The sequence below is a fragment of the Pseudomonas marvdashtae genome (genome assembly GCF_014268655.2).
Classification (GTDB): domain Bacteria; phylum Pseudomonadota; class Gammaproteobacteria; order Pseudomonadales; family Pseudomonadaceae; genus Aquipseudomonas; species Aquipseudomonas marvdashtae.
In genome coordinates this window covers 968880-993758 of record NZ_JABWQX020000001.1, presented here as the reverse complement: position 1 = coordinate 993758, position 24879 = coordinate 968880, and the positions used below count along the sequence as shown (strand labels likewise).

The following is a 24879-nucleotide window of genomic DNA, read 5'->3' as shown; positions in this document are numbered from 1 at the left end:
CGTTCTACCTCAGCTTCAGGGTGGCAAGGCCGACCAGTACCAGAATCACGGTGATGATCCAGAAACGGACGATCACGCGCGGCTCGGGCCAGCCCTTGAGTTCAAAGTGGTGGTGGATCGGCGCCATGCGAAATACCCGGCGGCCGGTCAATTTAAAGGAGGCAACCTGAATGACGACTGACAGGGTCTCCATCACGAACACGCCGCCCATGATGAACAGGACGATTTCCTGGCGAACGATCACGGCGATGGTGCCCAGGGCCGCGCCCAGTGCCAGTGCACCGACGTCCCCCATGAAGACCTGGGCCGGATAGGTGTTGAACCAGAGGAAGCCCAGGCCGGCACCGATCAGCGCGCCGCAGAAAACAATCAGTTCACCCGCACCCGGTACGTATGGAATCAGCAGGTATTCAGCGAATTTCACGTTGCCCGACAGGTAGCAGAAGATCCCCAGCGCACCGCCGACCATGACCGTCGGCATGATCGCCAGGCCGTCCAAGCCATCGGTGAGATTGACCGCGTTGCTCGAGCCGACGATCACCAGGTAGGTCAGCACGATGAAGCCCGCGCCCAGTGGGATGCTGTAGTCCTTGAGCATCGGCAGGATCAGGGTGGTTTCCACCGGCGAGGCGGCGGTCATATAGAGGAAGATCGCCGCACCGAGGCCGAACACCGACTGCCAGAAATATTTCCAGCGGCTTGGTAGCCCACGGGAGTTCTTCTCGATGACCTTGCGATAGTCGTCGACCCAGCCGATGGCGCCGAACAACAGCGTCACCAGCAGCACGACCCAGACGTAACGGTTCGCCAGGTCGGCCCAGAGCAAGGTACTGATGCCGATGGAGGACAGGATCAGCGCGCCGCCCATGGTCGGGGTGCCGGATTTGGACAGGTGCGATTGCGGACCGTCGTTACGAACCGACTGGCCGATTTGCAGGCTCTGCAGGGTGCGGATCATCCACGGGCCCAGGAACAGCGACAACGACAGCGCGGTCAGCACACCCAGGATCCCGCGCAGGGTCAGGTACTGGAAGACCGCGAAGCCTTTGTGGAACTGTTGCAGGTACTCCGCTAGCAGCAGCAGCATTAATGTTTCTCCATACGGGTGCCGCACAAAGCCGCGACGATATTTTCCATCGCTGCGCTGCGTGAGCCCTTGATCAATAGGGTGGTGTTCGGGTCTTGCTCGGCGCCCAGGGCCTGGATCAGCTCGGCCTGAGTGGTGAAATGCTGCGCGTTCTCGCCAAACGCGGCGACCGCATGAGCCATCATCGGGCCGACGGCGTACAACGCATCGACCTTGCCGCGTGCATAGGCGCCGACATCGTGATGGCCTTGTTGCGCCCACTCGCCCAGTTCGCCGATATCCCCCAACACCAACACGGTGCGACCGGAGAAACCGGCAAGGATATCCACCGCTGCGCACATGGACGTCGGGTTGGCGTTGTAGGTGTCGTCGATAACGCGCATGCCGTTGCTTGCCAGCTGCGCGACGGTACGCCCCTTGACGGGTTGCACGGCGTTCAAGCCGGCAACGATGCCCGGCAGCGACACGCCCAGGGCATGGGCGGCGGCAGCGGCAGCCAGGGCATTGGCGACGTTATGGGTGCCAAGCAGATTCAACTGCACGCGTTCGGCACCGTCGGGGCTGTGCAGGTTGAAAGCCGGGCAACCACGGGCGTCGCGGTCCAGGTCACTGGCGTAGAAGTTCGCGGCGAGGTTGCTCAGGGCGAAGGTCAACACCCTGCGCTCGCCCGCTCGGGCCTTCCAGATTTCGAAGGCCTTGTCGTCGAGATTCAGCACGGCGACGCCTTCGGCATCCAGCCCTTCGATGATCTCGCCCTTGGCCTCGACGATTTTGTCCGGGCCGCCGAACTCGCCGACATGGGCGGTCCCGGCATTGTTGAGCACGGCCACGTGGGGCTTGGTCATGCCGACGGTGTAGGCAATCTCGCCCAGGCGCGAAGCGCCGAGTTCGATGACGGCGGCGCTGTGTTCCGGCGCCAGCTCCAGCAGGGTCAGCGGTACGCCGAGATCATTGTTCAGGTTGCCACGGGTCGCCAATACCGGACCGCGGGTGCGCAGGATGCTCGCGAGCATCTCCTTGACCGTGGTCTTGCCACTGGAACCGGTAATGGCCGCGACCGGATTGGCAAACGCTGCGCGATTCAGCGCACCGAGCTGGCCCAGGGCCTGGCGAGTGTCGTTGACCAACAACTGCGGCAGCGTGCTGTTGGTCACTTCCCGCTCTACCAACGCGGCGACCGCGCCTTTGGTTGCCACTTCGTTCAAATAGTCGTGGCCGTCGAAACGCGGCCCGGCCAATGCGACGAACAATTGCCCCGGTGCGATAGCCCGGCTGTCGATGCTGACACCGTCGAAACTGGCGTCCGCGGCGATGAGACGCGCGTTCAAAGCGTTGGTCAGCCCACTGAGTTTCCAGGCCTTAAGCATGGGCCACCTCCCATGCAGTCAGCGCGTGATCGGCTTCCGCCAGATCAGAAAACGCATGGCGCTCGCCGTTGATTTCCTGGTAGTCCTCATGCCCTTTTCCGGCCAGGACGACAACATCGTCCGCCGACGCACTGGCGATCAGTTGGGCAATGGCCTGGCCGCGACCGGCCACGAAGTTGACGTTATCCACCTGTGAGAAACCGGCGCGGATGTCGTCGAAAATCCGCTGCGGGTCTTCGCTGCGCGGATTGTCATCGGTCACGAGCACGCCATCGGCCAGCCGCTCGACGACTTCAGCCATCAACGGACGCTTGCCACGGTCTCGATCACCGCCACAGCCAAACAGGCACAGCAACTTGCCCTTGGCATGCGGGCGCAAGGCCGTGAGAACTTTTTCCAGCGCGTCCGGCGTGTGGGCGTAATCGACCACCACCAACGGCTGGGTGCCGCCGCCCAGGCGCTGCATGCGACCGGCCGGACCCTCGAGTTGCGGCAGCACTTTGAGAATTTCGTCGAGTGCGTAATCCAGCCCGAGCAAGGCGCCGATGGCTGCCAAAACATTGCTCAGGTTGAAGCGGCCCAGCAAGGTGCTGCGCAGGAAATGCTCGCCCTGGGGCGTGACCAGCGTGGCGCGCACGCCTTCGTCATTGAATTGCGCCTGGCGGATATAAAGGTAGGCGCTGCTGTCCTCCAGGCTGTAGGTGATCAACCGGGACTCGCGTTGCTCGGCGGCCAGTTGCCGGCCGAACTCGTCATCGATATTGATGACCCGGCACCTCAAGCTATTCCAGGCAAACAGCCTGGCTTTGGCTTCACCGTAGGCCTGCATGGTGCCGTGGTAATCCAGGTGATCGCGGGACAGGTTGGTCAGCACGGCAACGTCGAATGCCAGTGCGCTGACGCGGCCCTGATCAAGGCCATGGGAAGAAACCTCCATCGCAACGGCCTTGGCACCGGCCTTCTTCAGGTCGGCCAACGTAGCTTGTACAGCAATCGGGTTTGGCGTGGTGTGCAGGCCGCTCTGCAGCGCACCGTGGAAACCGTTGCCCAGCGTCCCGACGATGCCGCAGTGCTGCCCGAGCAGGTCCAGCGCCTGCGCCACCAGTTGGGTGACGCTGGTCTTGCCGTTAGTGCCGGTCACGCCGATCAGGTTCAGGTGACGGCTCGGCTCGCCATAAAAACGTCCGGCAATATCCGACAGCTGCGCCGCCAGCCCCTTGACCGGAATCAGCGGCACATCGGTGATGGGCAGCACGGTGGCGCCGTTGACTTCATAGGCCACAGCCGCCGCTCCGCGCTTCAGGGCGTCGGCAATGTGCGCGCGACCATCGAACCGGGCGCCCGGCACCGCCAGGAACAGGTCTCCAGCACGTACGTCACGGCTATCAAGGGCCAACTCGCGAATCAGCAAGTCGTGGCCGGCGTGGGCAAAAATCTTGTTCAGGCTCAGGGACATCAGCCACGCCCTCCGTCGGGTTTCAATGGAACGACCGGGGCGGTACTCGCCTGCTGGGTCGGTGGCAGGTTATCCGGGGTGATGTTCATCAGCCGCAGCGTGCCGGACATGACTTTGCTGAACACCGGCGCGGAAACCAGGCCGCCGAAATAGCCGGCCTTGCTCGGTTCATCGATGACCACGACGATGGCGTAACGCGGGTCGCTCATCGGGCCGAAGCCGGCAAACAGCGAGCGGTAGGAGTTCTCGGCATAACCCTTGGTGCCAACGGAAGTCTTGCGCGCCGTACCGGACTTGCCGGCAACGTGATAAGCCGGCACCTGGGCGCGATACACACCGCGCGGCGCCTCGATCACTTGTTGCAGCATGCCCTGCATCGTCTTCGCGACGTCTTCCGGAATCACTTGGGTGGTCTGCGGCGCCTTGTCGGTCTTGACCAAGGTCAGCGGCGCGATACGCCCATTGTTGGCCAGCGCGGAAAACGCGTGGACGAGCTGGATCGCCGTCACGGAAACACCGTAGCCGTAGGACAACGTGGCGGTTTCCGCCTTGCGCCATTCACGATAGTTGGGCAGGTTGCCGACGCGCTCGCCCGGGAAGCCCAGGCCGGTGTCCTGGCCGAGGCCGATTTTCTGGGCCAGGCGATAAATCGTCTCGCCACCGATATCGAAGGCGATCTTGCTCATGCCGACGTTACTGGAATTGATCAGGATGCCGGTCAGGTCGAGCACCGGCCCTTCCGTCTTGGATACGTCGCGAATGGTGTACTTGCCGATCTGCAACGTCCCCGGATAGACCTCGACGGTGTCGCTTGGCTTCCAGCGTCCGGTTTCCAGGGCAGCGGCCATGGACACGGCCTTCATGGTCGAACCCGGCTCGAACACGTCGATCATCGCGCGGTTGCGCATCATCGCCGGCTGCAGGTTGCGACGGTTGTTCGGGTTGTAGGTCGGCTGGTTGACCATCGCCAGGATCTCGCCGGTCTTGACGTCCATGATCACCAGGCTACCGGCCTTGGCACCGTTCTCGACGATGGCATTGCGCAGCTCGCGGTTGGCCAGGTATTGCAAACGCAGGTCAATGGACAACGCCAAGGGCTTGCCGGCCTTGGCGTTTTTCGTGACCTGGACATCCTTGATCAGCCTGCCGCGCCGGTCCTTGATGACCTGGCGCTTGCCGGCGATTCCAGCGAGCCATTCGTCATAGGCCAGTTCGACCCCTTCCCGTCCGCGGTCATCGATATCGGTAAAACCGACCATGTGGGCGGTAACTTCACCGGCCGGGTAGAAACGCCGGAATTCCTCGATGCCGTAGACACCGGGTATTTTCAAGTCGAGCACGCTCTGGCCTTGCTCAGGCGTCAACCCGCGCACCAGGTAGATGAATTCTTTATTGGCCTGAGCTTCAAGACGCTCGGCGAGTGCCTTGGGATCCTGGCCGAGGGCCGCGGCCAGTGCCGGCCACTTTTCCTTGGCTTGCTGCATTTCCTTGGCGTTCGCCCACAGGGTCGTCACCGGGGTGCTCACGGCCAGCGGCTCGCCATTGCGGTCAGTGATCAATCCACGGTGCGCCGGAATCGGAATATGACGCACGCTGCGGGCATCGCCCTGCTCCTTGAGGAAGTCGCGATCAACTACCTGCAAGTCGATGATGCGCCAGGCAATCGCCGCGACCATGATCCCGAGCAAGCCCAGGACCAGACGAAACCGCCACGGGAACAGCGCCCCTTCGAGTTTCATCATGGCGCCACCATCTGCACTTCGGCGGCGCCGGGAATGCGCATTTTCAGTTGCTCGGTGGCCAGTACTTCGATGCGGCTATGGGCAGTCCAGGTACTCTGCTCCAGGATTAACCGGCCCCATTCGGCCTGAGCCTTGTCGCGCACGCTCAGCTCGTTATAAAGCGTGTTGAGCAACTGGCGGTTCCAATGCGCGCTGTAAGACACGGCGATGGCCGACACGAGCACGCCAATAAAAAGCAGCAGCATGAAAAAGCTGCCGCCCGGCAACGGCTTGGCGAAGAGCTTGCTCACCGCAACTTCTCCGCGACACGCATGACAGCGCTACGGGCGCGCGGATTGGCCTTGAGTTCTGCCTCGGAGGCGAACTGCGCTTTGCCGTGGATCTTGATCTTGGGGACGAACGCTTCGAAACGCACCGGCAGGTTGCGCGGCAGGTTGTCGGCTTCGCCTTTGGTGAGCTTGCGCATGAACAACTTGACGATGCGGTCTTCCAGGGAATGGAAGCTGATCACCACCAGGCGCCCACCGATTTCCAGCGCTTCAAGGGCGGCCTCGAGGCCTGCCTCAAGATCGCCCAGTTCGTTGTTGACGTGGATGCGCAGCCCCTGGAAAGCACGGGTCGCTGGATTCTTGCCTTTTTCCCAGGCCGGATTGGCGACTTTCAGCACTTCGGCCAAGTCACCGGTACGCTCGAACGGCTTGATGTCGCGGCGTTCAACTACCGCGCGCGCCATGCGCCCCGAAAAACGCTCTTCGCCGTATTCCTTGAAGACACGGGCGATTTCTTCCACCGCAGCGGTATTGACGAATTCGGCGGCGCTGACTCCGCGGGACGGATCCATGCGCATGTCCAGCGGGCCGTCGTTGAGGAAACTGAAGCCCCGTTCCGGGTCGTCCAACTGCGGCGACGACACGCCAAGGTCCAGCAGCACGCCACTGACCTTGCCGGCCAGGCCACGCTGGGCGACTTCCGAACCGAGCTCCGCAAAGCTGCGCTGCACAACGACAAAGCGGCCGTCTTCGGCCGCTAGCGCTTGCCCGGTGGCAATCGCTTGAGGATCCTTGTCGAACCCCAGCAGCCGACCGTCCGGACCGAGCTGGCTGAGGATCAGCCGACTGTGCCCGCCACGCCCGAACGTGCCGTCCAGATAGCAGCCATCAGGACGTACGGCGAGAGCCTCGACGGCTTCGTCAAGCAGTACGGTGATGTGGTTAAAGCCGCTATCAGTAGTCACAGGATCAAATCACGCAGTTCATCAGGCATGGCGCCCGGTTGTTGAATAGCAGCAAGGTCGGCGGCAGCAACCGCATTCCAGGCATCTTCGTCCCATAGTTGGAACTTGTTCAGTTGGCCCACCAGCATCGCGCGCTTATCCAGCTTGGCGTATTCGCGCAGACGCGGCGGCACCAGGAAACGACCGCTACCGTCGAGCTCGAGGTCGACGGCATTGCCGATCAGCAAGCGCTGCAAGCGGCGGTTTTCTTCACGCAACGAAGGCAGTGCGCGCAGTTTGGTTTCGATGATTTCCCACTCATCCAGCGGATAGACCGACAAACATGGGTCAACAGCGTCGATCGTGACGATTAACTGACCCGAACTTCGCGAAACGAGCTCGTCACGATACCGGCTGGGCATGGCGAGCCGGCCTTTTGCATCGAGACTGATTGCGTTAGCTCCGCGAAACACGTCTGCGTTTCTCCACTTTTGGGCGGTTTACGTTCAAAAAAACCCACTTCATGCCACTTTCCGCCACTTGCGCACACTATAGGAATGCGCCCACCGCACCGTCAAGGCGCGGATTGAAGGAAAAGCCTTATAGATCGGAGATTTAGGAGCGTTTCAGGAGGGGCAACAAGAATCTGACGTAGGAAAATTCGCCTCAACTCGAGGAAGCACAGGGGACTGCGCGCACAAGTTAAAGTGATTTGTTAAGAGTAAGATTTTTTTGGTATTAGGAACGGCGTCTGCCAGTGATTCCGGCAGGGAGGGAAAAGGTGGAGAGTCGATCTGTAAGCCGGGTTCTGTCTTGAACAGTCATTCGTCTACGATGGCCATCACTGGACATCTTTAGCAACCTACCCGGTCCCAGCGCGGGCCACGCCTTGGGACCCTATTTGGTCTTGCTCCAAGTGGGGTTTACCTAGCCACGAACTGTTGCCAGACGTGCGGTGCGCTCTTACCGCACCTTTTCACCCTTACCGGCGCCGAAGCGCTTAGGCGGTTATTTTCTGTGGCACTTTCCGTAGGCTCACGCCTCCCAGGCATTACCTGGCACTTCGCCCTATGGAGCCCGGACTTTCCTCCCCCCCCTAATTTTCATAGAGGGCAGCGACTGTCCGATCGACTCTCCGCCGCGAAGGTTAACGGTACAGCGCCTCAAGAACAAGCGCTAAAAGCCCATGGCCAGCCTGGCGCCCAGCTTTCACTGGCTCTTCTGTTTTTCCAGTGCGACCTGGTACAGCACATTCTTGCGCTCGCCAGTAATCTGCGCCGCCAGGGCGGCCGCGCGCTTGAGGGGCATTTCCTCGAGCAACAGGTCCAGGATGCGCATCGCCTCGCTGCTGACGGCCTCTTCGTTTTGCGGCGGTGTCCAGCCCGCCACCAGCACGACACACTCGCCGCGCTGCTGGTTGCTGTCACCCTCGACGAAGGCTCGCAGCTCGGCTAACGGCAGGCCCTTGAGGGTTTCAAAGGTCTTGGTCAATTCCCGAGCCAACAGCGCCTGGCGCTCGGGGCCGAACACCAGCTCCATATCCTGCAAGCATTCAAGAATGCGGTGCGGCGCCTCATAAAAAATCAGTGTGCGCGGTTCTTCCTTTATAGCTTCCAGGCGCGCCCGCCGCCCCACGGCCTTGGCGGGCAGGAAACCTTCGAATATGAACCGGTCCGACGGCAGGCCCGCCGCCGACAGCGCCGCGATCAACGCACACGCCCCAGGTACCGGCACGACATTGATGCCTGCAGCGCGGGCCTGGCGTACCAAGTGATAGCCCGGATCGGAGATCAGTGGCGTACCGGCATCAGAAATCAGCGCCACGTTGTCGCCAGCCAGCAGACGGGTGATGAAACGACTGCCTTCATCGCGTTCGTTATGCTCGTGACAAGCCGCCAAGGGCGTGGAAATACCGAAATGTTGCAGCAGGCGCTGAGAATGGCGCGTGTCTTCGGCCGCGATCAGCGCAACGTCCTGCAGGATCTTCAAGGCGCGTGCACTGATATCGTCCAGGTTGCCGATGGGCGTCGCCACCACGTAAAGCGAGCCGGCGGCGGAATTCATAGCACCTGGAGCAGTCAAAACGCACACCTCATGATTGGGGAAAACCGGCATTGTAACGCGTGTCGACGGTCTCGGCTGCTGCGCATCAAGGCTTGTGCACTCCCTCGCCACAGGCGTCAACAACTCGTCTTTTATGCGGTACCACACCCTTTGAACCACCTAAATCAACCGATTCACACCAGTAACATCGCGCCCCGGCCAACGCTTGGGTACAATTCGACGCTAATTTGATCTCGTATCAGGAACACTTACATGATCGCTTGCCTGCGGCTGCTCTCCGCCCTCTGCCTCGCTGCCCTCCTGGCGGCTTGCGCCAGCTCGCCCTCGTCCAGCCTTGGCGAACTTCCACGAACCCCGGATGCCAGTATCGAGCAGTTGCTCGAACAGGCCGCCCAAAGTAAAACGCCGGAGCAAGCAGCGCTGTTGCGCCTGAGCGCCGCAGACCTGGCCTACCGCCAGGGCAATGCCGGCCAGTCCGCACAGATCCTGCAACAAGTGCCGATGGAACAACTCAAGCCCGGCCAGCAGATCTTTGCCAGCACGCTGTCGGCCGAATTGGCGATGACTCGCAATCAGCCCAAGGCAGCACTGACTTCGCTGGGCCATCCAAGCCTGCAGTACCTGAGCGAAATGCCGGTGGAACAGCAAGTCCGCACCGGCACCGTCCGCGCTCGCGCCCTTGAGGCCGATGGCCAGACCCTGGCCGCCGCCAAGGAGCGGATCTTCATTGCCCCGCTGCTCGACAACGAAGCCGCGGTAAAAAATCACGAAACCATCTGGACGCTGATCGCCTCGCTGCCCACTGATCAATTGCAACCGACCACCACCGACGACCTCGGCGGCTGGTTGAGCCTGGCCAAGGCCGTGAAAACCGCCGGCACCCTGGAGCAACAACAAGCGGCCATCGACAGCTGGCGCGAGCAGAACGCCAAGCACCCCGCCGCACTGCAATTGCCGACGCCGCTGGTCAAGCTAAAAGAACTGGCGAGCCAGCCGCTGAGCAAGATCGCCTTGCTGCTGCCGCAAACCGGTCCGCTGGCCTCGGTCGCCAAGGCCCTGCGTGAAGGCTTTATGGCAGCTCACTACCAGGTGCAGCAGGCCGGGCAGAAGCCGCCGAGCATCCAGTTCTACGACAGCGCAAGCCTGACGTCGATGGATGAGTTCTATCGCAAGGCCCAGGCCGACGGCGTCCAACTGGTCGTCGGCCCGCTGGAAAAACCCTTGGTCAAACAAATCAGCACCCGCCCGCAACTACCCATTACCACCCTGGCGCTGAACTACAGCGAAGGCGAACAAGGCCCGCCCCAACTGTTCCAATTCGGCCTGGCCCCAGAAGACGAAGCCCGTGAAGTCTCCCGTCGCGCTCGCGCCGACGGTCTGCATCGCGCCGCGGCCATGGTGCCGAAAGGGGAATGGGGCGATCGCGTATTGAAAGCTTTCAGCCAGGATTGGCAGGCGAACGGCGGAACCATCGTCGCAGTCGAACGCGTCGACCAGCCAGTGCAACTGGCCCAGCAGATCGCCGACATGTTCCAGTTGCGCCAGAGCGAAGGTCGCGCCAAGAGCCTGCAAAGCACCGTGGGCACAACGGTCGCCGCGCAGCCATCGCGTCGCCAGGACATCGAGTTCATCTTCCTGGCATCGACCCCGCAGCAGGCCCAGCAGATCAAGCCGACCCTGAACTTCCAGTACGCCGGCGACGTGCCGGTTTATGCGACGTCCTCCGTATTCAGCGTCAGCGGCGACCAGAATCAGTACAACGACATGAACGGCGTGCGCTTCTGCGAAACGCCTTGGTTGCTCGACGCCAACGACCCGCTGCGCCAGCAGGTCACCGCGCAATGGCCTCAGGCCGGCGGCAGCCTGGGCCGGCTGTATGCGATGGGTGCCGACGCCTATCGCCTCGCTCCGCGCCTGGGCCAGCTCAAGGCGTTGCCAGACAGCCGGATCGAAGGCCTGTCGGGAAGCCTGGCGATATCGCCGACCCAGCGCGTGCAACGCCAGTTGCCTTGGGCGCAATTCGTCAACGGCCAGGTACAGCGGCTGCCGGACACCCAGCGCTGATGCCTGACCGATCACACCTGCAAAGCGGCAAGAATGCCGAGGGCCAAGCCCTCGCGCATCTTCAGCAACAGGGTCTGCGCCTGCTGGCGCAGAACTGGTTGTGCAAACGCGGCGAGCTGGATCTGGTCATGCTTGACGGCGATACAGTAGTATTCGTCGAAGTCCGCTATAGAAAAAATACCCAATGGGGTGGCGCGCTCGATAGCATCGATGCACGCAAGCGTCAGAAGCTGGTTTTCGCCGCGCAGTACTTCCTGCAAAGCGAGCCTCGCTGGGCCGACCATCCCTGCCGTTTCGACGTGGTTGCCATCGACAGCAACGTCGATCAGCTGAACTGGCTACAAAACGCCTTCGACAGTTGAGCGCCCAGCCAAGCCGGACACCTTCACTTAACTTTTTTGCTCTTTGCTTTGCGCGCCGCACATGTTTGTGCCGATAAGTCGCGCTACTTAAGGTCACACAGATGGACATGCAATCGCGAATCCGCCAGCTTTTTCAGGCCAGTATCGACACCAAGCAACAGGCGATGGACGTACTTGCACCGCACATCGAGCAAGCGAGCCAAGTGATGGTCAACGCCCTGCTCAACGAAGGCAAAATGCTCTCGTGCGGCAATGGCGGCTCTGCCGGCGACGCGCAGCATTTTTCCTCGGAGCTGCTCAACCGCTTCGAACGCGAACGCCCGAGCCTGCCGGCCATCGCACTGACAACCGACAGCTCGACGATCACCTCGATCGCCAATGACTACAGCTACAACGAAGTATTCTCCAAACAGATCCGCGCCCTGGGCCAACCCGGCGATGTGTTGCTGGCGATTTCCACCAGCGGCAACTCGGCCAACATTATTCAAGCGATCCAGGCCGCACATGATCGCGAAATGATTGTCGTAGCATTGACCGGTCGCGACGGCGGCGGCATGGCATCGTTGCTGCTGCCTGAAGACGTCGAGATTCGCGTACCAGCCAATGTCACTGCACGTATTCAGGAAGTCCATCTGCTGGCGATCCATTGTCTTTGTGACTTGATCGACAGCCAACTGTTCGGGAGTGAAGAATGACCCCTAATCGCCTAGGCCTACTGGCCCTGACCCTGTGCCTCGGCATCAGCGGCTGCACATCGGTGGTTAATGCCAGCCGGGAAAAGCCGATTGAAGACGACCGCGGCACCCGCACCTTCGGCAGCAAGATCGACGACTCGCTGATCGAAACCAAGGTCGGCGTGAATATCGCCAAGGCCGATCCGGACCTGGACAACAACTCGCACATCGTCGTCACCAGCTTCAACGGCGTCGTGCTGCTGGCCGGCCAGACGCCACGCGCCGACCTCAAGGCCAAGGCCGAACAGGAAGCCAGCGCTGTGCAGCGTGTCAAGACCGTACATAACGAACTGCAAGTCCTGCCGCCCTCCTCGCTGCTGGCGCGCCAGAACGATGCCTGGCTGACCACGAAGATCAAGACCCAGATGCTCACCGATGCGAGCATTCCGGGTTCGCGCATCAAGGTTGTGACCGAGAACGGTATTGTTTATCTGCTGGGGTTGCTGACCAAGCAGGAAGCGGCACAGGCGACCAATCTGGTGCAGGGTGTGTCTGGGGTGCAGAAGATCGTCAAGTTGTTTGAGTACATTGACTGATATCGAGCTCTGATTCGCTCAAGAAAACGGCGCTTGCTCCGCGATGGAGAGGCGCCGTTTTTTTATGGATATTGGTTGGTGTGTATATCCGTTGCTGCGGTTGCGGCTACAAATGGTTCCGCCCTTACGGCGGCTCACTTTTATAAAGCGTAAAAGTAAGCAAAACGCTTTTGCCCCACTACTCGGTGCCTCGCTTGGGCTCGGCATGCCCGCACTCCGGCATTGCTCCGTGGGCCGCCGCGAAGGGCCGTCCCTGGCCCACCGCGGCTATCCCGGCATCCATGCCGGAGTGAGGGCACACCGAGCCTAGGCGAGGCACCGAGTGGTGGGGCAAAGGCGCTTTGCTTACTTTCGCGCCCTTCGAAAGTGAGTCGCTGTAAAAGCGAAACCATTGGCAGCCATAACCGCAGCAACGGATATACACACCACACAACCCCACAAAAAAAAATGCCCGCATCTCACGACCCGGGCATTTTTCTCAACCAAGTAACCAGGCTTTCACACAGACCCGATCACTTCACCACTTTCAAACTCGGCCGCCCGCTAGGACGCGGCGGCTCGTCATCCGGTGGTGGCAGGTCGTCATCCGCCTCGAACTCTTCCTCGCCGTCCAACGGCACTTCCAGCTCGAACACCATGCCCTGGCCATTCTCCCGGGCATAAATCCCCAGGATCGAAGCGATAGGCACGTACAGCGTGTGCGGCACGCCACCGAAGCGCCCTTCGAAGCTGACCGCATCGTTGTCCATGTGCAAATGACGCACAGCGGCCGGCGATACGTTCAGGACAATTTGTCCGTCATTGGCAAAACCCTGCGGCACCTGGACCGATGGATACTCGGCATTGACCAGCATGTGCGGGGTGCAATCGTTGTCCACAATCCACTCGTAGAGCGCGCGGACCAGATAAGGTCGACTGGAGTTCATAGCGGCTCCCTAAGCCTTAGCGCATGTCGCGTTCGACACCAGACAGACTCGCCTGGAAAGCCTCACGCGCAAATTGGCGCTCCATATAATCAAGCAGCGGCTTGGCTGGCCGCGGCAGTTCGATACCCAGGATCGGCAAACGCCAGAGTATGGGCAATAGGCAGCAATCCACCAGACTTTGTTCCTCACTCAGAAAGAACGGCTTGTCGACGAACAGCGGCGACACGCCCGTCAGGCTTTCTCGCAACTCCTTACGCGCCACCACCCGCGCCGGCTCCTTGCTCCGCGGATCCAGGATCAGATCCACCAACCCGCACCAGTCACGCTGGATGCGATGGATGAGCAAGCGACTGTTGGCACGCGCGACTGGGTACACCGGCAGCAAAGGCGGATGTGGATAGCGCTCATCCAGATATTCCATCACCACGGTCGACTCCCACAACGCCAGGTCACGATCGACCAGCGTAGGCAGGCTGCCGTAAGGGTTCACCTCAATCAGCTTCGGCGGCTGACGGCCCGCTTCAACGTAAATGATCTCGGCGCTGACACCCTTCTCTGCAAGTACGATGCGTACCCGGTGGGAATAGTGGTCGGCGGGGTCGGAGTAACAGGCCAACCGATTGGTCACGCCCATGGCGATCCTCCTCGCTTGTTGAAATTATCGAAAAACGGAAAAACGAGCGCGCCCAGAGGGCGCCTCCCGTAACCACCTGATCAACCAGGCTCGTTACACCTTCAGAGACGCCCTTGGGCGCGCACGATTAACAGCAACGGCTTACAGCTTTATCAATGCACGTCTTTCCAGTATTCACGCTTGAGCAGGTAAGCGAATACGAAGAAGAACGCCAGGTACAGCAATACATACGTACCGATGCGCTGATGCTCCAGCTTCACCGGGTTGGCCGAGTAGGCCAGGAAAGTCACCAGGTTCTTGACCTTCTCATCGAACTGCTCAGGTGTCAGGGTGCCAGTGTTCGGCACGATGGTCAGCTGGTCGCAGGCTTCATGGGTCAAAGCGGTGCCGGTCAGCGGATCATATTGCTTCTTGCCGTCCTCGACGATCTGAACCTGCTTGCAGCCTACCACTTGACGACCCTGCAGGCCGACCAGAACGTTCGGCATGCCGACGTTCGGGAAGACTTTGTTGTTCACGCCCCAAGGGCGCGCAGGGTCTTCGTAGAACGAACGCAGGTAGCCGTAGAGCCAGTCGGTACCACGCACGCGTGCCACCAGGGTCAGGTCCGGCGGCGCTGCGCCGAACCAGGTCTTCGCGTCCGCAGGCTGCATGCCAATGTTCATGTGGTCGCCCAGCTTGGCGCCGGTGAACACCAGCTTCTCGAGCATCATCTCGTGAGGGATACCCAGGTCATCAGCCACGCGCTCGTAACGCTGGAACTTGGCACTGTGGCAGCCCATGCAGTAGTTGGCGAACGTACGGGCGCCGTCTTGCATGGCCGCTTTGTCGGAAACGTCGATGTCGACCTTTTCCAGTTCCGGCCCACTCGACGTGGACGCAAAAGACAGTACAGGCAACGCAGCAAGAATCAGTACAGAAAATAGCTTTTTCATCAGCCAGTCACCCTTTCCGGAACCGGTTTGGTCTTCTCGAGCCTGGTGTAGAAAGGCATCAGAATGAAGTAGGCGAAGTACAGGAAGGTGCAGACCTGCGACAGCAGCGTCCGACCCGGGGTCGGCGCCAGTACGCCCAGCACACCCAGGATCACGAACGAGATGCAGAACACCCAGAGCCAGATCTTGCTCAGCCAACCCTTGTAGCGCATCGACTTGACGGGGCTGCGGTCCAGCCATGGCAGGACGAACAGCACGGCGATGGCCGCGCCCATGGCGATGACGCCCAGCAGCTTGTCCGGAACCGCCCGCAGGATCGCGTAGAACGGTGTGAAGTACCAGACCGGCGCAATGTGCTCAGGCGTCTTGAAGGCGTTGGCCTGTTCGAAGTTCGGCTTCTCGAGGAAATAACCACCCATTTCCGGGAAGAAGAACACGATGGAGCAGAAGATGAACAGGAAGACCACGACACCGACGATATCTTTCACGGTGTAGTACGGGTGGAAGGCGATGCCATCCAGCGGTACGCCGTTCTCGTCCTTGTGCTTCTTGATGTCCACACCGTCCGGGTTGTTCGAACCGACTTCATGCAGCGCCAGGATGTGCAGCACCACCAGGCCGAGGATCACGATCGGCAGGGCCACGACATGCAGGGCGAAGAAGCGGTTCAGGGTAATGCCCGAGATCAGGTAGTCACCACGGATCCACTGGGTCAGGTCGTCACCGATGACCGGAATGGCACCGAACAGCGAGATGATCACCTGGGCGCCCCAGTACGACATCTGGCCCCACGGCAGTAGATAGCCCATGAAGGCTTCGGCCATCAGCGCCAGGTAGATCAGCATGCCGAAGACCCAGACCAGCTCACGCGGTTTCTGGTACGAACCGTAGAGCAGGCCACGGAACATGTGCAGATAGACCACGATGAAGAACGCTGAAGCGCCGGTGGAGTGCAGCAGACGCAGGATCGAGCCGTACTCGACGTCGCGCATGATGTACTCGACGGAGGCAAACGCCTCTTCCGCCGACGGGGTGTAGCTCATGGTCAGCCAGACACCGGTAACGATCTGGTTGACCAGGACGAGCAATGCCAGGGAGCCAAAGAAATAGAAGAAGTTGAAGTTCTTCGGTGCGTAGTACTTGCTGAGATGGTCTTCCCACATTTTGGTCGCGGGAAAGCGCGCATCAACCCAATCCATGAATTTGCTCATCACGCTTTCTCCGTATCGACGCCAATGACAATGATGTCATCGGTCTCATAGGAATGCGGGGGAACCGGCAGGTTCAAAGGTGCAGGCTGCGATTTGTAGACGCGACCGGCCAGGTCATAGTGGGAGCCGTGGCAAGGGCAGAAATAACCGCCAACCCAGTCCTTGCCCAAGTCGACAGGCGCGACTTCGGGACGGAACGTTGGCGAGCAGCCCAAGTGGGTGCAGAGGCCAACCAGAAGCAGGATCTCCGGCTTGATCGAGCGCGTCTCAGGGTTGACGTATTCCGGTTGGACCGAGTTCTTGGAAGAGGGATCGGACAGCTGGCCCTCGATCTTTTTCAGATTCCCCAGAATCTCCTCTGTACGGCGGACGATGAACACCGGCTGACCACGCCATTCAGCAATCATCTGCTGCCCTGGCTCGATCTTGCCGATATTCACTTTCACCGGTGCACCTGCGGCTTTCGCCTTGGCACTGGGAAACCATGACCCCACGAACGGGACCACGGCCCCCACCGCTCCTGCAGCACCCACCACGGATGTGGCTGCTACCAGGAAGCGACGCCGGCCTGCATTCACGCCGTCATTGCTCATTCAGTCCTCTCCCATCAGCTTTGTGGCCTGTTAGATCAGGCGTCTACTAAGTAAAAATCTGAACTTATAAAAATTTTGCCGAATGGTAATGAAAACCCCCAATTCTGACAAGGTAATTACCATGCGGCCAAACCGCCAAGCCTTGTAGTATAGGGGCTCTACGAATGTGGCAAGTTGTCACAGAGCAATTATTTCACCCATAAAAAAACGCCCAGCTCCGTGAGGAACTGGGCGCCTTTTGAACGCGGAAGCGAAATTAACGCTTCGAGTACTGCGGACGCTTACGCGCTTTACGCAGACCGACTTTCTTACGTTCAACTTCGCGAGCATCGCGAGTTACGAAGCCAGCTTTACGCAGCGCGCCGCGCAGAGTTTCGTCGTAATCCATCAGGGCACGAGTGATGCCGTGGCGGATTGCGCCAGCTTGACCACTTACACCACCACCGATAACGGTGACGTAGATGTCGAATTTCTCGACGGTCTCGGTCAGTTCCAGCGGCTGACGAACTACCATGCGGGCAGTTTCGCGGCCGAAGAAGTTATCCAGGGAGCGGTTGTTGATGGAGATGTTACCAGTGCCCGGACGCAGGAAGACGCGTGCGGTTGCGGTCTTGCGACGGCCAGTGCCGTAATTTTGAGTCGCCGACATAATGAACTATTCCGTTAAAACTTCAGTTCTTGGGGCTGCTGAGCAGTATGAGGGTGAGCAGCGCCCGCATAAACCTTCAGCTTACGATACATGTCGCGACCCAGTGGGTTTTTAGGCAGCATGCCTTTAACCGCGGTCTCGAGCACGCGCTCAGGGGCTTTGGCGATCAGCTTTTCGAAGTTGATCGACTTGATGCCGCCAGGAAAACCGGAGTGGGAGTAGTACATTTTGTCAGTGGTTTTAGCGCCAGTAACACGTACTTGCTCAGCATTGATCACGACGATGTAGTCACCGGTGTCAACGTGAGGGGTGTACTCAGGCTTGTGCTTGCCACGCAGACGGCTCGCGATTTCGGTGGCCAGACGACCCAGGGTCTGACCAGCAGCGTCGACGACAAACCAGTCGCGCTTTACTGTTTCCGGTTTAGCAGTAAAAGTTTTCATTCTTTATAGCCTCAGGGGCCGCCCTGTAAATTAGACGGCGGATCTTACTGAATAGTGCGTACTTTGACAAGTCAAAGGCAGCCGGATACAGACGCTTTCGGGGGCTCGGGTCGGCGCGTCCGTTCAACGGCAAGATTCTTCGGCGGCGGCGCATCACTTCCACTGCAGAAAGAGGTGCGCAATTATGCAGATTGCGAAAAATATTTCAACCTGCTTTTATGATTGTTTTGCCCAAGGAGTCCCCGATGGACTATCGCAAGCTAGGCCGTACCGATCTGAATGTCAGCGCCTTATGCCTCGGAACCATGACCTGGGGCGAGCAGAACAGCGAGGCCGAGGCGTTCGCCCAGATCGAACGCGCCAAGGGTGCCGGGATCAACTTCCTCGACACCGCCGAAATGTACCCCGTACCGCCCAAGGCCGAGACCTACGCCACCACCGAGCGCTACATCGGCAACTATTTCAAGAGCCGCGGTGACCGCGCCGACTGGGTCCTGGCAAGCAAGATCGCCGGCCCCGGCAACACCATCGATTACATCCGCGACAAAAATCTGAAGCACAACCGCCACCACATCGTCGAAGCGTTGGATGCAAGCCTCAAGCGCCTGCAGACCGACTGGATCGACCTCTACCAACTGCACTGGCCGGAACGCAGCACCAACTTTTTTGGCCAGCTGGGCTACACCCACAAGGCCGACGAAGACTTCACGCCGCTGGAGGAAACCCTCGAAGCCCTGGACGAACAGGTCCGCGCTGGCAAGATCCGCCACATCGGCCTGTCCAACGAAACACCGTGGGGCACCATGAAATTCCTCGCCCTGGCCGAAGCTCGGGGCTGGCCGCGAGCGGTGTCGATCCAGAACCCGTACAACCTGCTCAACCGCAGCTTCGAGATCGGCCTGGCGGAAATCGCCATTCGCGAACAGTGTGGCCTGCTGGCCTATTCGCCCCTGGCGTTCGGTTTCCTGTCGGGCAAATACGAGAACGGCGCACGGCCGGCCAAGGGTCGCCTGACGCTTTACAGCCGCTTCATGCGCTACTTCAACCCGCAGTCGGAAGCCGCCTGCAGCCGCTATGTGGCACTGGCTCGCGAACACGGCCTGGACCCGGCACAGATGGCCCTGGCATTCGTTACCCAGCAGCCGTTCGTGACCAGTAACATCATCGGCGCCACAACCCTGGAGCAACTGGACAGCAACATCGCCAGCTTCGACCTGAAGCTGTCGGATGAAGTGCTGGCGGGGATCGAGGCGATCCACAAGGATCATCCGAATCCGGCGCCATAACCTCAAGCGGAACGTCCCTTGCACCGATCCGACGCCGAGCGTGGGATCGGTCACGCCGCATTACAGCGACCGCGCAATGATCTCCTTCATGATTTCATTGGTCCCGGCATAGATCCGCTGCACCCGCGCATCGGCCCATGCCCGGGCAACCGGGTATTCCCACATGAAGCCGTAGCCGCCATGCAACTGCACGCACTCGTCGAGCACCTTGCATTGCAGGTCGGTGCCCCAGTATTTCGCCATCGCCGCGGTCGGCACGTCGAGCTTGCCTTGCAGGTGCAGTTCCAGGCAGCGGTCGACAAAGACCCGGCCGATCTGGATCTCGGTGGCCATTTCCGCCAGTTTGAAGCGGGTGTTCTGGAAGTCGGCGATGGACTTGCCAAATGCCTTGCGATCACGGGTGTAGTCCAGCGTCCACTGCAGCGCCGCTTCGGCCGAGGCCAGGCCACCGATGGCGACGGTCAGGCGCTCCTGGGGCAACTCTTGCATCAGGTAGGCAAACCCCATTCCGGCCTGCCCCAAGAGATTTTCCTTCGGTACGCGAACATCCTGGAAGAACAGTTCGGAGGTGTCCTGGGCCTTCATGCCGACTTTTTCCAGGCGCTTACCTTTCTCGAAGCCGGGTGTGCCTGCTTCCACGAGGAACAGGCTGGTGCCCTTGGCCCCCGCCTTCGGGTCGGTCTTGGCGACGACGATGACCAAGTCAGCCAGGAAGCCATTAGTGATGAACGTCTTGGAGCCGTTGATGACATATTCATCGCCATCCAGCACCGCCGAGGTCTTCACACCTTGCAGGTCAGAGCCCGCGCCTGGCTCGGTCATGGCAATGGCCGTGACCATTTCGCCCGACACCAGTTTTGGCAGGTATTTATGCTTCAGCGCCTCGCTGCCGTAATGCAGGATGTACGGCGCGACAATATCGGAATGCAGTGAAAAGCCGATCCCGGTCAGCCCCAGGCGGCCGATTTCCTCGATCACCACGGTGCTGTAGAGAAAGTCCGCGTCCAGTCCACCGTAGGTCTCCGGCAGATGCGAGCACAACATCCCCGCCTCCCCTGCCTTATTCCACAGCTGACGGTCGACATGCCCCTGTTTTTCCCACTGGCTGTGGTACGGCACGGCTTCTTTTTCAAGGAAGCTTCGTACCGTGTCTCGAAACAATTCGTGCTCGGGACTGAACAGGGTTCTTGGGATCATGACGTACCTCTGATTATTGTTCGATGGCTTATCCGACAGAGCCTAAGCCCGGGCTGGATGACAGGACACTGGACACATGCGACAAAAAATAAGACGATCCAGCCGTTTAGTGACCACTATCCCCTATAAAAATAAAGATCAATTATGTCCATGCACGTCTCCACGCCCTTGCGGCGCGTCAGCATCCTGGCAACCGACCGGGTTTTCGCTTCCACTCTCATGCAGGCCAAGGATTTTTTCCACCTGGCCAGCCTGCGTTATGGCAAACAACTGGGCCACGGCCTGACGCCGGCATTCGAAACCCGGCTGGTCAGCCCCGATGGCAAGCCAGTCAACAGTTTCAGCGACGTGATCATGCCGGTGGACGGCGGCCTGGAAGACACCGACGTGATCATCCTGCCAGCTTTCTGGGATGACTTCGCCAGCCTGTGCCAACGTTATCCACAGGTCCTGCCATGGCTACGAGAGCAGCATGCTCGCGGCGCGGTACTTTGTGGCGAAGCCACTGGGGTGTTCTGGCTGGCCGAGGCCGGGCTGCTCGATGGCAAGGAAGCCACCACCTACTGGCGTTTCTTTAATGCCTTCAAGGAACGCTTTCCCCAGGTGCACCTGAACCAGGACAAGCACCTGACCGACGCCGACAACCTGTTCTGTGCCGGCGGCACCACATCGGCATGCGACCTCTACATCTACCTGATTGAACGCTTCTGCGGCGCCAATGTGGCCCAGGCCGTGGCGCGAGACATCTTGTACGAAGTACAACGCAGCTACTCGCCCGGACGCATCGGCTTCGGCGGCCAGAAGCTGCACCAGGACGTGATCATCCTGCAAATCCAGCAGTGGCTCGAAGAGCACTTCGCCGACAAGTTCCGCTTCGAGGACGTCGCCCGCGAGCACGGCATGAGCATCCGCAATTTCATGCGCCGCTTCCAGACCGCCACGGGTGACAAGCCGCTGCATTACCTGCAACGACTGCGCATAGAAACCGCCAAGGGCCTGCTGTCCGGCAGCCGCAAGAGCATCAAGACCATCAGCTACGAAGTCGGCTACGACGATGCGAGTTTTTTCGCGCGATTGTTCCGGCAGCACACCGACCTGTCGCCGAACCAGTATCGGCAGCAGTTCCAGCAGGCCGCGTGACCCCATGGGTAAATGCAACCCAATGCAGGAGCGGGCCTGCTCGCGCCTACCTTTGATCTTGTGTGCGAAGAAAAGCCAGTCTTTCTTGCACATTCCTACATAAAAAGCGGAATGCGGAGCGCCCAAGTGCTGGATTTCGCTCACATACTTCACCGCGTGAACACCGCAACATCACACCCCTGAAAAACATCATCAGGGAAGAGTAAGAATGACCATCGGATCAAGCTACAACTACCCCTCCTCCGCCGCCAAGGAGGCCGCTCGAACCAAGCGCTCGGCTGACAACAAATGGGCGGCTCGCTTTCCAAACCCACCCGATTTGTGCTTCGACTACCGGGCGTTGGTCGAACAGAAAAATGGCATTGCCACGGCCACTGACCCCCAACACAGAATTTGCATCATAGGCGCCGGCATCACCGGCTTGACTGCCGCCAGAGAGCTTTATCGTTGCGGATTCACCCACATCACTTTACTGGAGCAATCCAGGCGCATAGGCGGCAGGCACCTGACCGTCCCCGGAAGCAAACACTCCATCGCAAGCCATACCCCCTTTGAAATGGGGGCTATGCGCATGCCCTTCTTCAACCAGGCTGATGAGCCGCCGACAGATGGGCGTTCAATGATGGCGTACTACGCCAAGGCCTTTGACTTATCGACGTCGGATTTCGCCAATCCAGGCAGCCAATGGGTCCGCTCGACAGGCATCTTCCTGCGCGAGGGCAGCCTTGGCGGTGAATCGACCCCACAGATGCAGATCTGGAAGAATGAAGACGGTCACACACCGCCTCCCGGCAAAGAATTGCAAGAGGTGTATTCCAAGTGGAAAACATTTGCCGATCGTATGACTCGGCACGTAGCGGAGGTTTACGCCAGTGCGAAATGGGAAACCATGTGGGCCGCTATTGTTGCAAAGTACGAGAGCGTTTCGTTTCGCGATCTGGTGAGCATGCCGGCTTTACAACACTGGGACGAACGCTCTCCGGGAGACTTTGGCGGGATGGGAATGTCCGCGAAAGAGTCCGCAATCTTCTATGCGATTGGCATAGGCGACGGCAGCTGGGGTGCATTTTATGACGTCTGCTCTATTTATCCGCTGCGCACCGCCATCTTTGGATTCAGCAGCCATCTGCAACTGATCCATGGTCGGGTAGACCCGATGGGAGACCCGCTCGCATCGCCCCACCTGCATAGCGAAGCGGTTTTTGATTCCATGGAGCTGATTTTCGACAGTCCCCGCTACGTCGGGCTCGCCGCATTGGCCGAGTGTCTACTGTTCATGAAAACCGATGAAACCAAAAAATCCTTCTACGAACATTGCCGCGACGCAAAGGATGGTTTGCTCACGGACTCGTCCGTAACAAAGCTGACAAAATTGGCCAACCAAAAGATACGCGTCCACTTCGACTGGAAACACAGCCAGCCCGAGCGACTCCAGCAACGCTTTGAAGATTTCGACTCGGTGATCATGACGCTTCCCTCCTGGCTGATCGAAACGCGCATTGAGCTTGAAAACTTCACCGCGCAAATGCTGCCTTTCGAGACCATCAATGCTTATAAAACAGCTCACTGGGAGACCAGCTGCAAAGTCTTTGCGCCACTGAAAAAATCATTTCTCTCGAAAAACACCAACATTCCGCAGGCCATTGTCACCGACAGCTTCATCCACGACGTCTACACCTACCGCTACAACGACACCTACAGCTATGACTGCATTCTCCTGAGCTACACGTGGGAAGACGACGCAACCAAACTCGCCTCATTCACCGACAGGGAACTAGTGACCAAGTGCGCCAAGGAGCTTGATCGAATACTGATGAAGTGCACCAATGTCCAAGAAAGAATTTCTCCCTACATCGGGCTCGATCAAGCCAAGGTCCAGCGCTGGATGACCGATAGGAATGCGTTGGGTTGCGCAAAGCTGTACAGACCTGGCGCCTACTACGATGCTGTGAGCTTGATGAAGTACAACAGGGACTTTGGACATCACTCAGGTCTGTATTTTTCTGGCGAATCATTTTCGGTAGATGCCGGCTGGACGGAGCCTTGCTTTCGAGGCGCCGTCGACGCTGTCATTCATATCTGTAATAAAACCGCTGCGACGTTCAATGGTGGTTTTTCCATGAGCGACTATCCGTATTACAAAACCGCAACCTGACGTCCTTTTGCGCTTGGAGCCGTTCACGACGTGCATTGGCTCCCCCCCTACCAAGGGATCCGCTCATTCATCTTCGGAGACTGCCTACAACCTAAACGGAAACGGCTGACTTACGCTCCGCGCCCGTTTCACCTCTTATGAACACGCCATTAAACAGCGTGAATAACAATAAGAAGAGGTTTACGAAAAATGAGCGAGCCAACCAGTCCTGTTCGTGTAGCAGTCGTGCAATTCGACCCCCAGGTCGGCATCAACAATCGCGAGGATAATCTGCACCGCAGCCTTGCTCTGGCCCTGGAGGCAGTGAACGGCGGAGCGAATCTCATCGTCCTGCCCGAGTTATCAAGTACCGGTTATTTCTTCAGCAACCGACAGGATGCGTTCGACCACTCCGAATCAATCCCCGGCGGACAGAGCGTGCAAGCCTGGATGGACTTCGCCCGCCAGCACAAGATTTACCTGGTGGCTGGTTTGACGGAGCGTGAAGGCATGCGGCTCTTCAATACTGCCGTTCTGGTGGGGCCCGACGGATTTATCGGCAAGTATCGAAAAGCGCATTTGTGGAATCTGGAGAAACTGTGGTTCACACCGGGTGACCTGGGTTTTCCGGTGTTTGACACACCAATAGGCCGTATAGGGTTGCTGATTTGCTGGGATATCTGGTTCCCGGAAGTGCCGCGAATTCTCAGCCAGCAAGGCGCGGACATCATTTGCAGCTTGAACAACTGGGTCTGGACGCCACCGCCTCTGTTCGATGACGCAGGCAAGTGCATGGCGTCGTACCTGACGATGACGGCAGCGCATGTAAACAACGTATTTATTGCAGCGGCAAGCCGCATAGGTGAGGAGCGAGGTGCCCGCTACCTGGGCTGTTCGTTGATCGCTGGCACCAACGGCTGGCCGATCGGTGCGGTGGCTTCGGCTGACCAACAAGAAGTGCTTTTTGCCGATATTGACCTGACCAGTTCCCGAAGCGCTGCCATCTGGAACAATTTGAATGACTTGCACCGAGATCGTCGAGCCGACCTTTACGATCAAATGCTCGGCTATACCCAGCACCCTTGTCTGCCGCGTTGATAAGGGAG

24 protein-coding genes and 1 other RNA gene are annotated in these 24879 nt (G+C 59.4%); 8 read left to right on the top strand and 17 right to left on the bottom strand.

Annotated features, from left to right (window positions below; genetic code table 11):
- Positions 1 to 4: 4 nt before the first annotated feature.
- The 9 genes from mraY to rsmI all read right to left on the bottom strand — a co-directional run bounded on the left by mraY (position 5) and on the right by rsmI (position 8929).
- Entirely contained in the window at positions 5 to 1087 is a 1083-nt protein-coding gene (gene mraY / locus HU742_RS04640; RefSeq protein WP_186610987.1) for a phospho-N-acetylmuramoyl-pentapeptide-transferase, read from the bottom strand.
- A complete protein-coding gene (locus HU742_RS04635; protein WP_186643804.1) occupies positions 1087 to 2454 on the bottom strand; it encodes a UDP-N-acetylmuramoyl-tripeptide--D-alanyl-D-alanine ligase in 1368 nt (455 codons plus the stop codon). Before HU742_RS04635 ends, mraY begins: the two co-directional genes overlap by 1 nt.
- Entirely contained in the window at positions 2447 to 3910 is a 1464-nt protein-coding gene (locus HU742_RS04630) for a UDP-N-acetylmuramoyl-L-alanyl-D-glutamate--2,6-diaminopimelate ligase (protein WP_186638337.1), read from the bottom strand. The genes HU742_RS04635 and HU742_RS04630 overlap by 8 nt, the downstream gene beginning before the upstream one ends.
- Positions 3910 to 5649 (bottom strand): peptidoglycan D,D-transpeptidase FtsI family protein, encoded by a 1740-nt coding sequence (locus HU742_RS04625; protein ID WP_186638426.1) that lies wholly within the window; start codon positions 5647 to 5649, stop codon positions 3910 to 3912. The genes HU742_RS04630 and HU742_RS04625 overlap by 1 nt, the downstream gene beginning before the upstream one ends.
- Positions 5649 to 5942: a cell division protein FtsL gene (gene ftsL, locus HU742_RS04620; RefSeq protein ID WP_003178214.1), complete on the bottom strand. Its 294-nt coding sequence runs from the start codon at positions 5940 to 5942 to the stop codon at positions 5649 to 5651. The genes HU742_RS04625 and ftsL overlap by 1 nt, the downstream gene beginning before the upstream one ends.
- On the bottom strand, positions 5939 to 6886 hold the full coding sequence (gene rsmH, locus HU742_RS04615) for a 16S rRNA (cytosine(1402)-N(4))-methyltransferase RsmH (protein WP_186638335.1): 948 nt from the start codon (positions 6884 to 6886) through the stop codon (positions 5939 to 5941). The genes ftsL and rsmH overlap by 4 nt, the downstream gene beginning before the upstream one ends.
- Positions 6883 to 7338, bottom strand: a complete 456-nt coding sequence (gene mraZ, locus HU742_RS04610; protein ID WP_186638323.1) for a division/cell wall cluster transcriptional repressor MraZ — start codon at positions 7336 to 7338, stop codon at positions 6883 to 6885. Before mraZ ends, rsmH begins: the two co-directional genes overlap by 4 nt.
- 308 nt (positions 7339 to 7646) lie before the next feature.
- Positions 7647 to 8000: RNase P RNA component class A (gene rnpB / locus HU742_RS04605), an RNA gene on the bottom strand.
- Between the two features lie 74 nt (positions 8001 to 8074).
- Entirely contained in the window at positions 8075 to 8929 is an 855-nt protein-coding gene (gene rsmI / locus HU742_RS04600) for a 16S rRNA (cytidine(1402)-2'-O)-methyltransferase (RefSeq protein WP_186638321.1), read from the bottom strand.
- A 252-nt stretch (positions 8930 to 9181) separates the two neighbouring features.
- Between rsmI and HU742_RS04595 the strand changes: the two genes are divergently transcribed.
- The 4 genes from HU742_RS04595 (at position 9182) to HU742_RS04580 (ending at position 12625) form a co-directional block, all read left to right on the top strand.
- Entirely contained in the window at positions 9182 to 10993 is a 1812-nt protein-coding gene (locus HU742_RS04595) for a penicillin-binding protein activator (RefSeq protein WP_186643807.1), read from the top strand.
- Complete coding sequence (locus HU742_RS04590) at positions 10993 to 11355, top strand: YraN family protein (protein WP_186638317.1); 363 nt, start codon at positions 10993 to 10995, stop codon at positions 11353 to 11355. Before HU742_RS04595 ends, HU742_RS04590 begins: the two co-directional genes overlap by 1 nt.
- Before the next feature lie 101 nt (positions 11356 to 11456).
- Complete coding sequence (locus HU742_RS04585) at positions 11457 to 12050, top strand: phosphoheptose isomerase (protein ID WP_007928463.1); 594 nt, start codon at positions 11457 to 11459, stop codon at positions 12048 to 12050.
- Complete coding sequence (locus HU742_RS04580; protein WP_186638315.1) at positions 12047 to 12625, top strand: BON domain-containing protein; 579 nt, start codon at positions 12047 to 12049, stop codon at positions 12623 to 12625. Before HU742_RS04585 ends, HU742_RS04580 begins: the two co-directional genes overlap by 4 nt.
- Before the next feature lie 512 nt (positions 12626 to 13137).
- On the opposite strand, the gene HU742_RS04575 is transcribed toward HU742_RS04580, so the two are convergent.
- The 7 genes from HU742_RS04575 to rplM form a co-directional block, all read right to left on the bottom strand.
- Complete coding sequence (locus tag HU742_RS04575; RefSeq protein WP_186638313.1) at positions 13138 to 13551, bottom strand: ClpXP protease specificity-enhancing factor; 414 nt, start codon at positions 13549 to 13551, stop codon at positions 13138 to 13140.
- Positions 13552 to 13567: 16 nt separating this feature from the next.
- Positions 13568 to 14185, bottom strand: coding sequence for a glutathione S-transferase N-terminal domain-containing protein (locus HU742_RS04570; RefSeq protein ID WP_186638310.1), 618 nt, complete (start codon positions 14183 to 14185; stop codon positions 13568 to 13570).
- A 152-nt stretch (positions 14186 to 14337) separates the two neighbouring features.
- Positions 14338 to 15120, bottom strand: a complete 783-nt coding sequence (locus HU742_RS04565) for a cytochrome c1 (RefSeq protein ID WP_186610995.1) — start codon at positions 15118 to 15120, stop codon at positions 14338 to 14340.
- Positions 15120 to 16331: a cytochrome b gene (locus HU742_RS04560; protein ID WP_092393821.1), complete on the bottom strand. Its 1212-nt coding sequence runs from the start codon at positions 16329 to 16331 to the stop codon at positions 15120 to 15122. The genes HU742_RS04565 and HU742_RS04560 overlap by 1 nt, the downstream gene beginning before the upstream one ends.
- Positions 16331 to 16924 carry a ubiquinol-cytochrome c reductase iron-sulfur subunit gene (gene petA, locus HU742_RS04555; protein WP_186610996.1) on the bottom strand — a complete coding sequence of 198 codons (594 nt, stop codon included), beginning with the start codon at positions 16922 to 16924 and terminating at the stop codon, positions 16331 to 16333. The genes HU742_RS04560 and petA overlap by 1 nt, the downstream gene beginning before the upstream one ends.
- A 256-nt stretch (positions 16925 to 17180) precedes the next feature.
- A complete protein-coding gene (gene rpsI, locus HU742_RS04550) occupies positions 17181 to 17573 on the bottom strand; it encodes a 30S ribosomal protein S9 (protein ID WP_003205364.1) in 393 nt (130 codons plus the stop codon).
- 14 nt (positions 17574 to 17587) lie between these two features.
- On the bottom strand, positions 17588 to 18016 hold the full coding sequence (gene rplM, locus HU742_RS04545; protein WP_003178186.1) for a 50S ribosomal protein L13: 429 nt from the start codon (positions 18014 to 18016) through the stop codon (positions 17588 to 17590).
- Between the two features lie 245 nt (positions 18017 to 18261).
- Between rplM and HU742_RS04540 the strand changes: the two genes are divergently transcribed.
- Positions 18262 to 19302 carry an NADP(H)-dependent aldo-keto reductase gene (locus tag HU742_RS04540; protein WP_186643809.1) on the top strand — a complete coding sequence of 347 codons (1041 nt, stop codon included), beginning with the start codon at positions 18262 to 18264 and terminating at the stop codon, positions 19300 to 19302.
- A 60-nt stretch (positions 19303 to 19362) separates the two neighbouring features.
- On the opposite strand, the gene HU742_RS04535 is transcribed toward HU742_RS04540, so the two are convergent.
- Positions 19363 to 20499, bottom strand: a complete 1137-nt coding sequence (locus HU742_RS04535) for an acyl-CoA dehydrogenase family protein (RefSeq protein WP_186638300.1) — start codon at positions 20497 to 20499, stop codon at positions 19363 to 19365.
- Between the two features lie 243 nt (positions 20500 to 20742).
- Here HU742_RS04535 and HU742_RS04530 point away from each other — a divergent pair, with 243 nt between their 5' ends.
- From HU742_RS04530 to HU742_RS04520, 3 genes are all read left to right on the top strand, one after another.
- Positions 20743 to 21639 carry a GlxA family transcriptional regulator gene (locus tag HU742_RS04530; protein WP_186638425.1) on the top strand — a complete coding sequence of 299 codons (897 nt, stop codon included), beginning with the start codon at positions 20743 to 20745 and terminating at the stop codon, positions 21637 to 21639.
- Between the two features lie 208 nt (positions 21640 to 21847).
- Positions 21848 to 23794 (top strand): flavin monoamine oxidase family protein, encoded by a 1947-nt coding sequence (locus HU742_RS04525; protein ID WP_186643811.1) that lies wholly within the window; start codon positions 21848 to 21850, stop codon positions 23792 to 23794.
- Positions 23795 to 23983: 189 nt separating this feature from the next.
- On the top strand, positions 23984 to 24871 hold the full coding sequence (locus tag HU742_RS04520) for a nitrilase family protein (RefSeq protein ID WP_186638283.1): 888 nt from the start codon (positions 23984 to 23986) through the stop codon (positions 24869 to 24871).
- Positions 24872 to 24879 lie beyond the last annotated feature (8 nt).

Excerpts from the sequence above, each read along its gene's own strand:
- mraY (WP_186610987.1), bottom strand. The coding sequence starts at position 1,087 with ATGCTGCTGCTGCTAGCGGAGTACCTGCAACAGTTCCACAAAGGCTTC.
- HU742_RS04635 (WP_186643804.1), bottom strand. The coding sequence starts at position 2,454 with ATGCTTAAGGCCTGGAAACTCAGTGGGCTGACCAACGCTTTGAACGCG.
- HU742_RS04630 (WP_186638337.1), bottom strand. The coding sequence starts at position 3,910 with ATGTCCCTGAGCCTGAACAAGATTTTTGCCCACGCCGGCCACGACTTG.
- HU742_RS04625 (WP_186638426.1), bottom strand. The coding sequence starts at position 5,649 with ATGAAACTCGAAGGGGCGCTGTTCCCGTGGCGGTTTCGTCTGGTCCTG.
- rsmI (WP_186638321.1), bottom strand. The coding sequence starts at position 8,929 with ATGAATTCCGCCGCCGGCTCGCTTTACGTGGTGGCGACGCCCATCGGC.
- HU742_RS04595 (WP_186643807.1), top strand. The coding sequence starts at position 9,182 with ATGATCGCTTGCCTGCGGCTGCTCTCCGCCCTCTGCCTCGCTGCCCTC.
- HU742_RS04590 (WP_186638317.1), top strand. The coding sequence starts at position 10,993 with ATGCCTGACCGATCACACCTGCAAAGCGGCAAGAATGCCGAGGGCCAA.
- HU742_RS04585 (WP_007928463.1), top strand. The coding sequence starts at position 11,457 with ATGGACATGCAATCGCGAATCCGCCAGCTTTTTCAGGCCAGTATCGAC.
- HU742_RS04580 (WP_186638315.1), top strand. The coding sequence starts at position 12,047 with ATGACCCCTAATCGCCTAGGCCTACTGGCCCTGACCCTGTGCCTCGGC.
- HU742_RS04575 (WP_186638313.1), bottom strand. The coding sequence starts at position 13,551 with ATGAACTCCAGTCGACCTTATCTGGTCCGCGCGCTCTACGAGTGGATT.
- HU742_RS04570 (WP_186638310.1), bottom strand. The coding sequence starts at position 14,185 with ATGGGCGTGACCAATCGGTTGGCCTGTTACTCCGACCCCGCCGACCAC.
- HU742_RS04565 (WP_186610995.1), bottom strand. The coding sequence starts at position 15,120 with ATGAAAAAGCTATTTTCTGTACTGATTCTTGCTGCGTTGCCTGTACTG.
- HU742_RS04560 (WP_092393821.1), bottom strand. The coding sequence starts at position 16,331 with ATGAGCAAATTCATGGATTGGGTTGATGCGCGCTTTCCCGCGACCAAA.
- petA (WP_186610996.1), bottom strand. The coding sequence starts at position 16,924 with ATGAGCAATGACGGCGTGAATGCAGGCCGGCGTCGCTTCCTGGTAGCA.
- rpsI (WP_003205364.1), bottom strand. The coding sequence starts at position 17,573 with ATGTCGGCGACTCAAAATTACGGCACTGGCCGTCGCAAGACCGCAACC.
- rplM (WP_003178186.1), bottom strand. The coding sequence starts at position 18,016 with ATGAAAACTTTTACTGCTAAACCGGAAACAGTAAAGCGCGACTGGTTT.
- HU742_RS04540 (WP_186643809.1), top strand. The coding sequence starts at position 18,262 with ATGGACTATCGCAAGCTAGGCCGTACCGATCTGAATGTCAGCGCCTTA.
- HU742_RS04535 (WP_186638300.1), bottom strand. The coding sequence starts at position 20,499 with ATGATCCCAAGAACCCTGTTCAGTCCCGAGCACGAATTGTTTCGAGAC.
- HU742_RS04525 (WP_186643811.1), top strand. The coding sequence starts at position 21,848 with ATGACCATCGGATCAAGCTACAACTACCCCTCCTCCGCCGCCAAGGAG.
- HU742_RS04520 (WP_186638283.1), top strand. The coding sequence starts at position 23,984 with ATGAGCGAGCCAACCAGTCCTGTTCGTGTAGCAGTCGTGCAATTCGAC.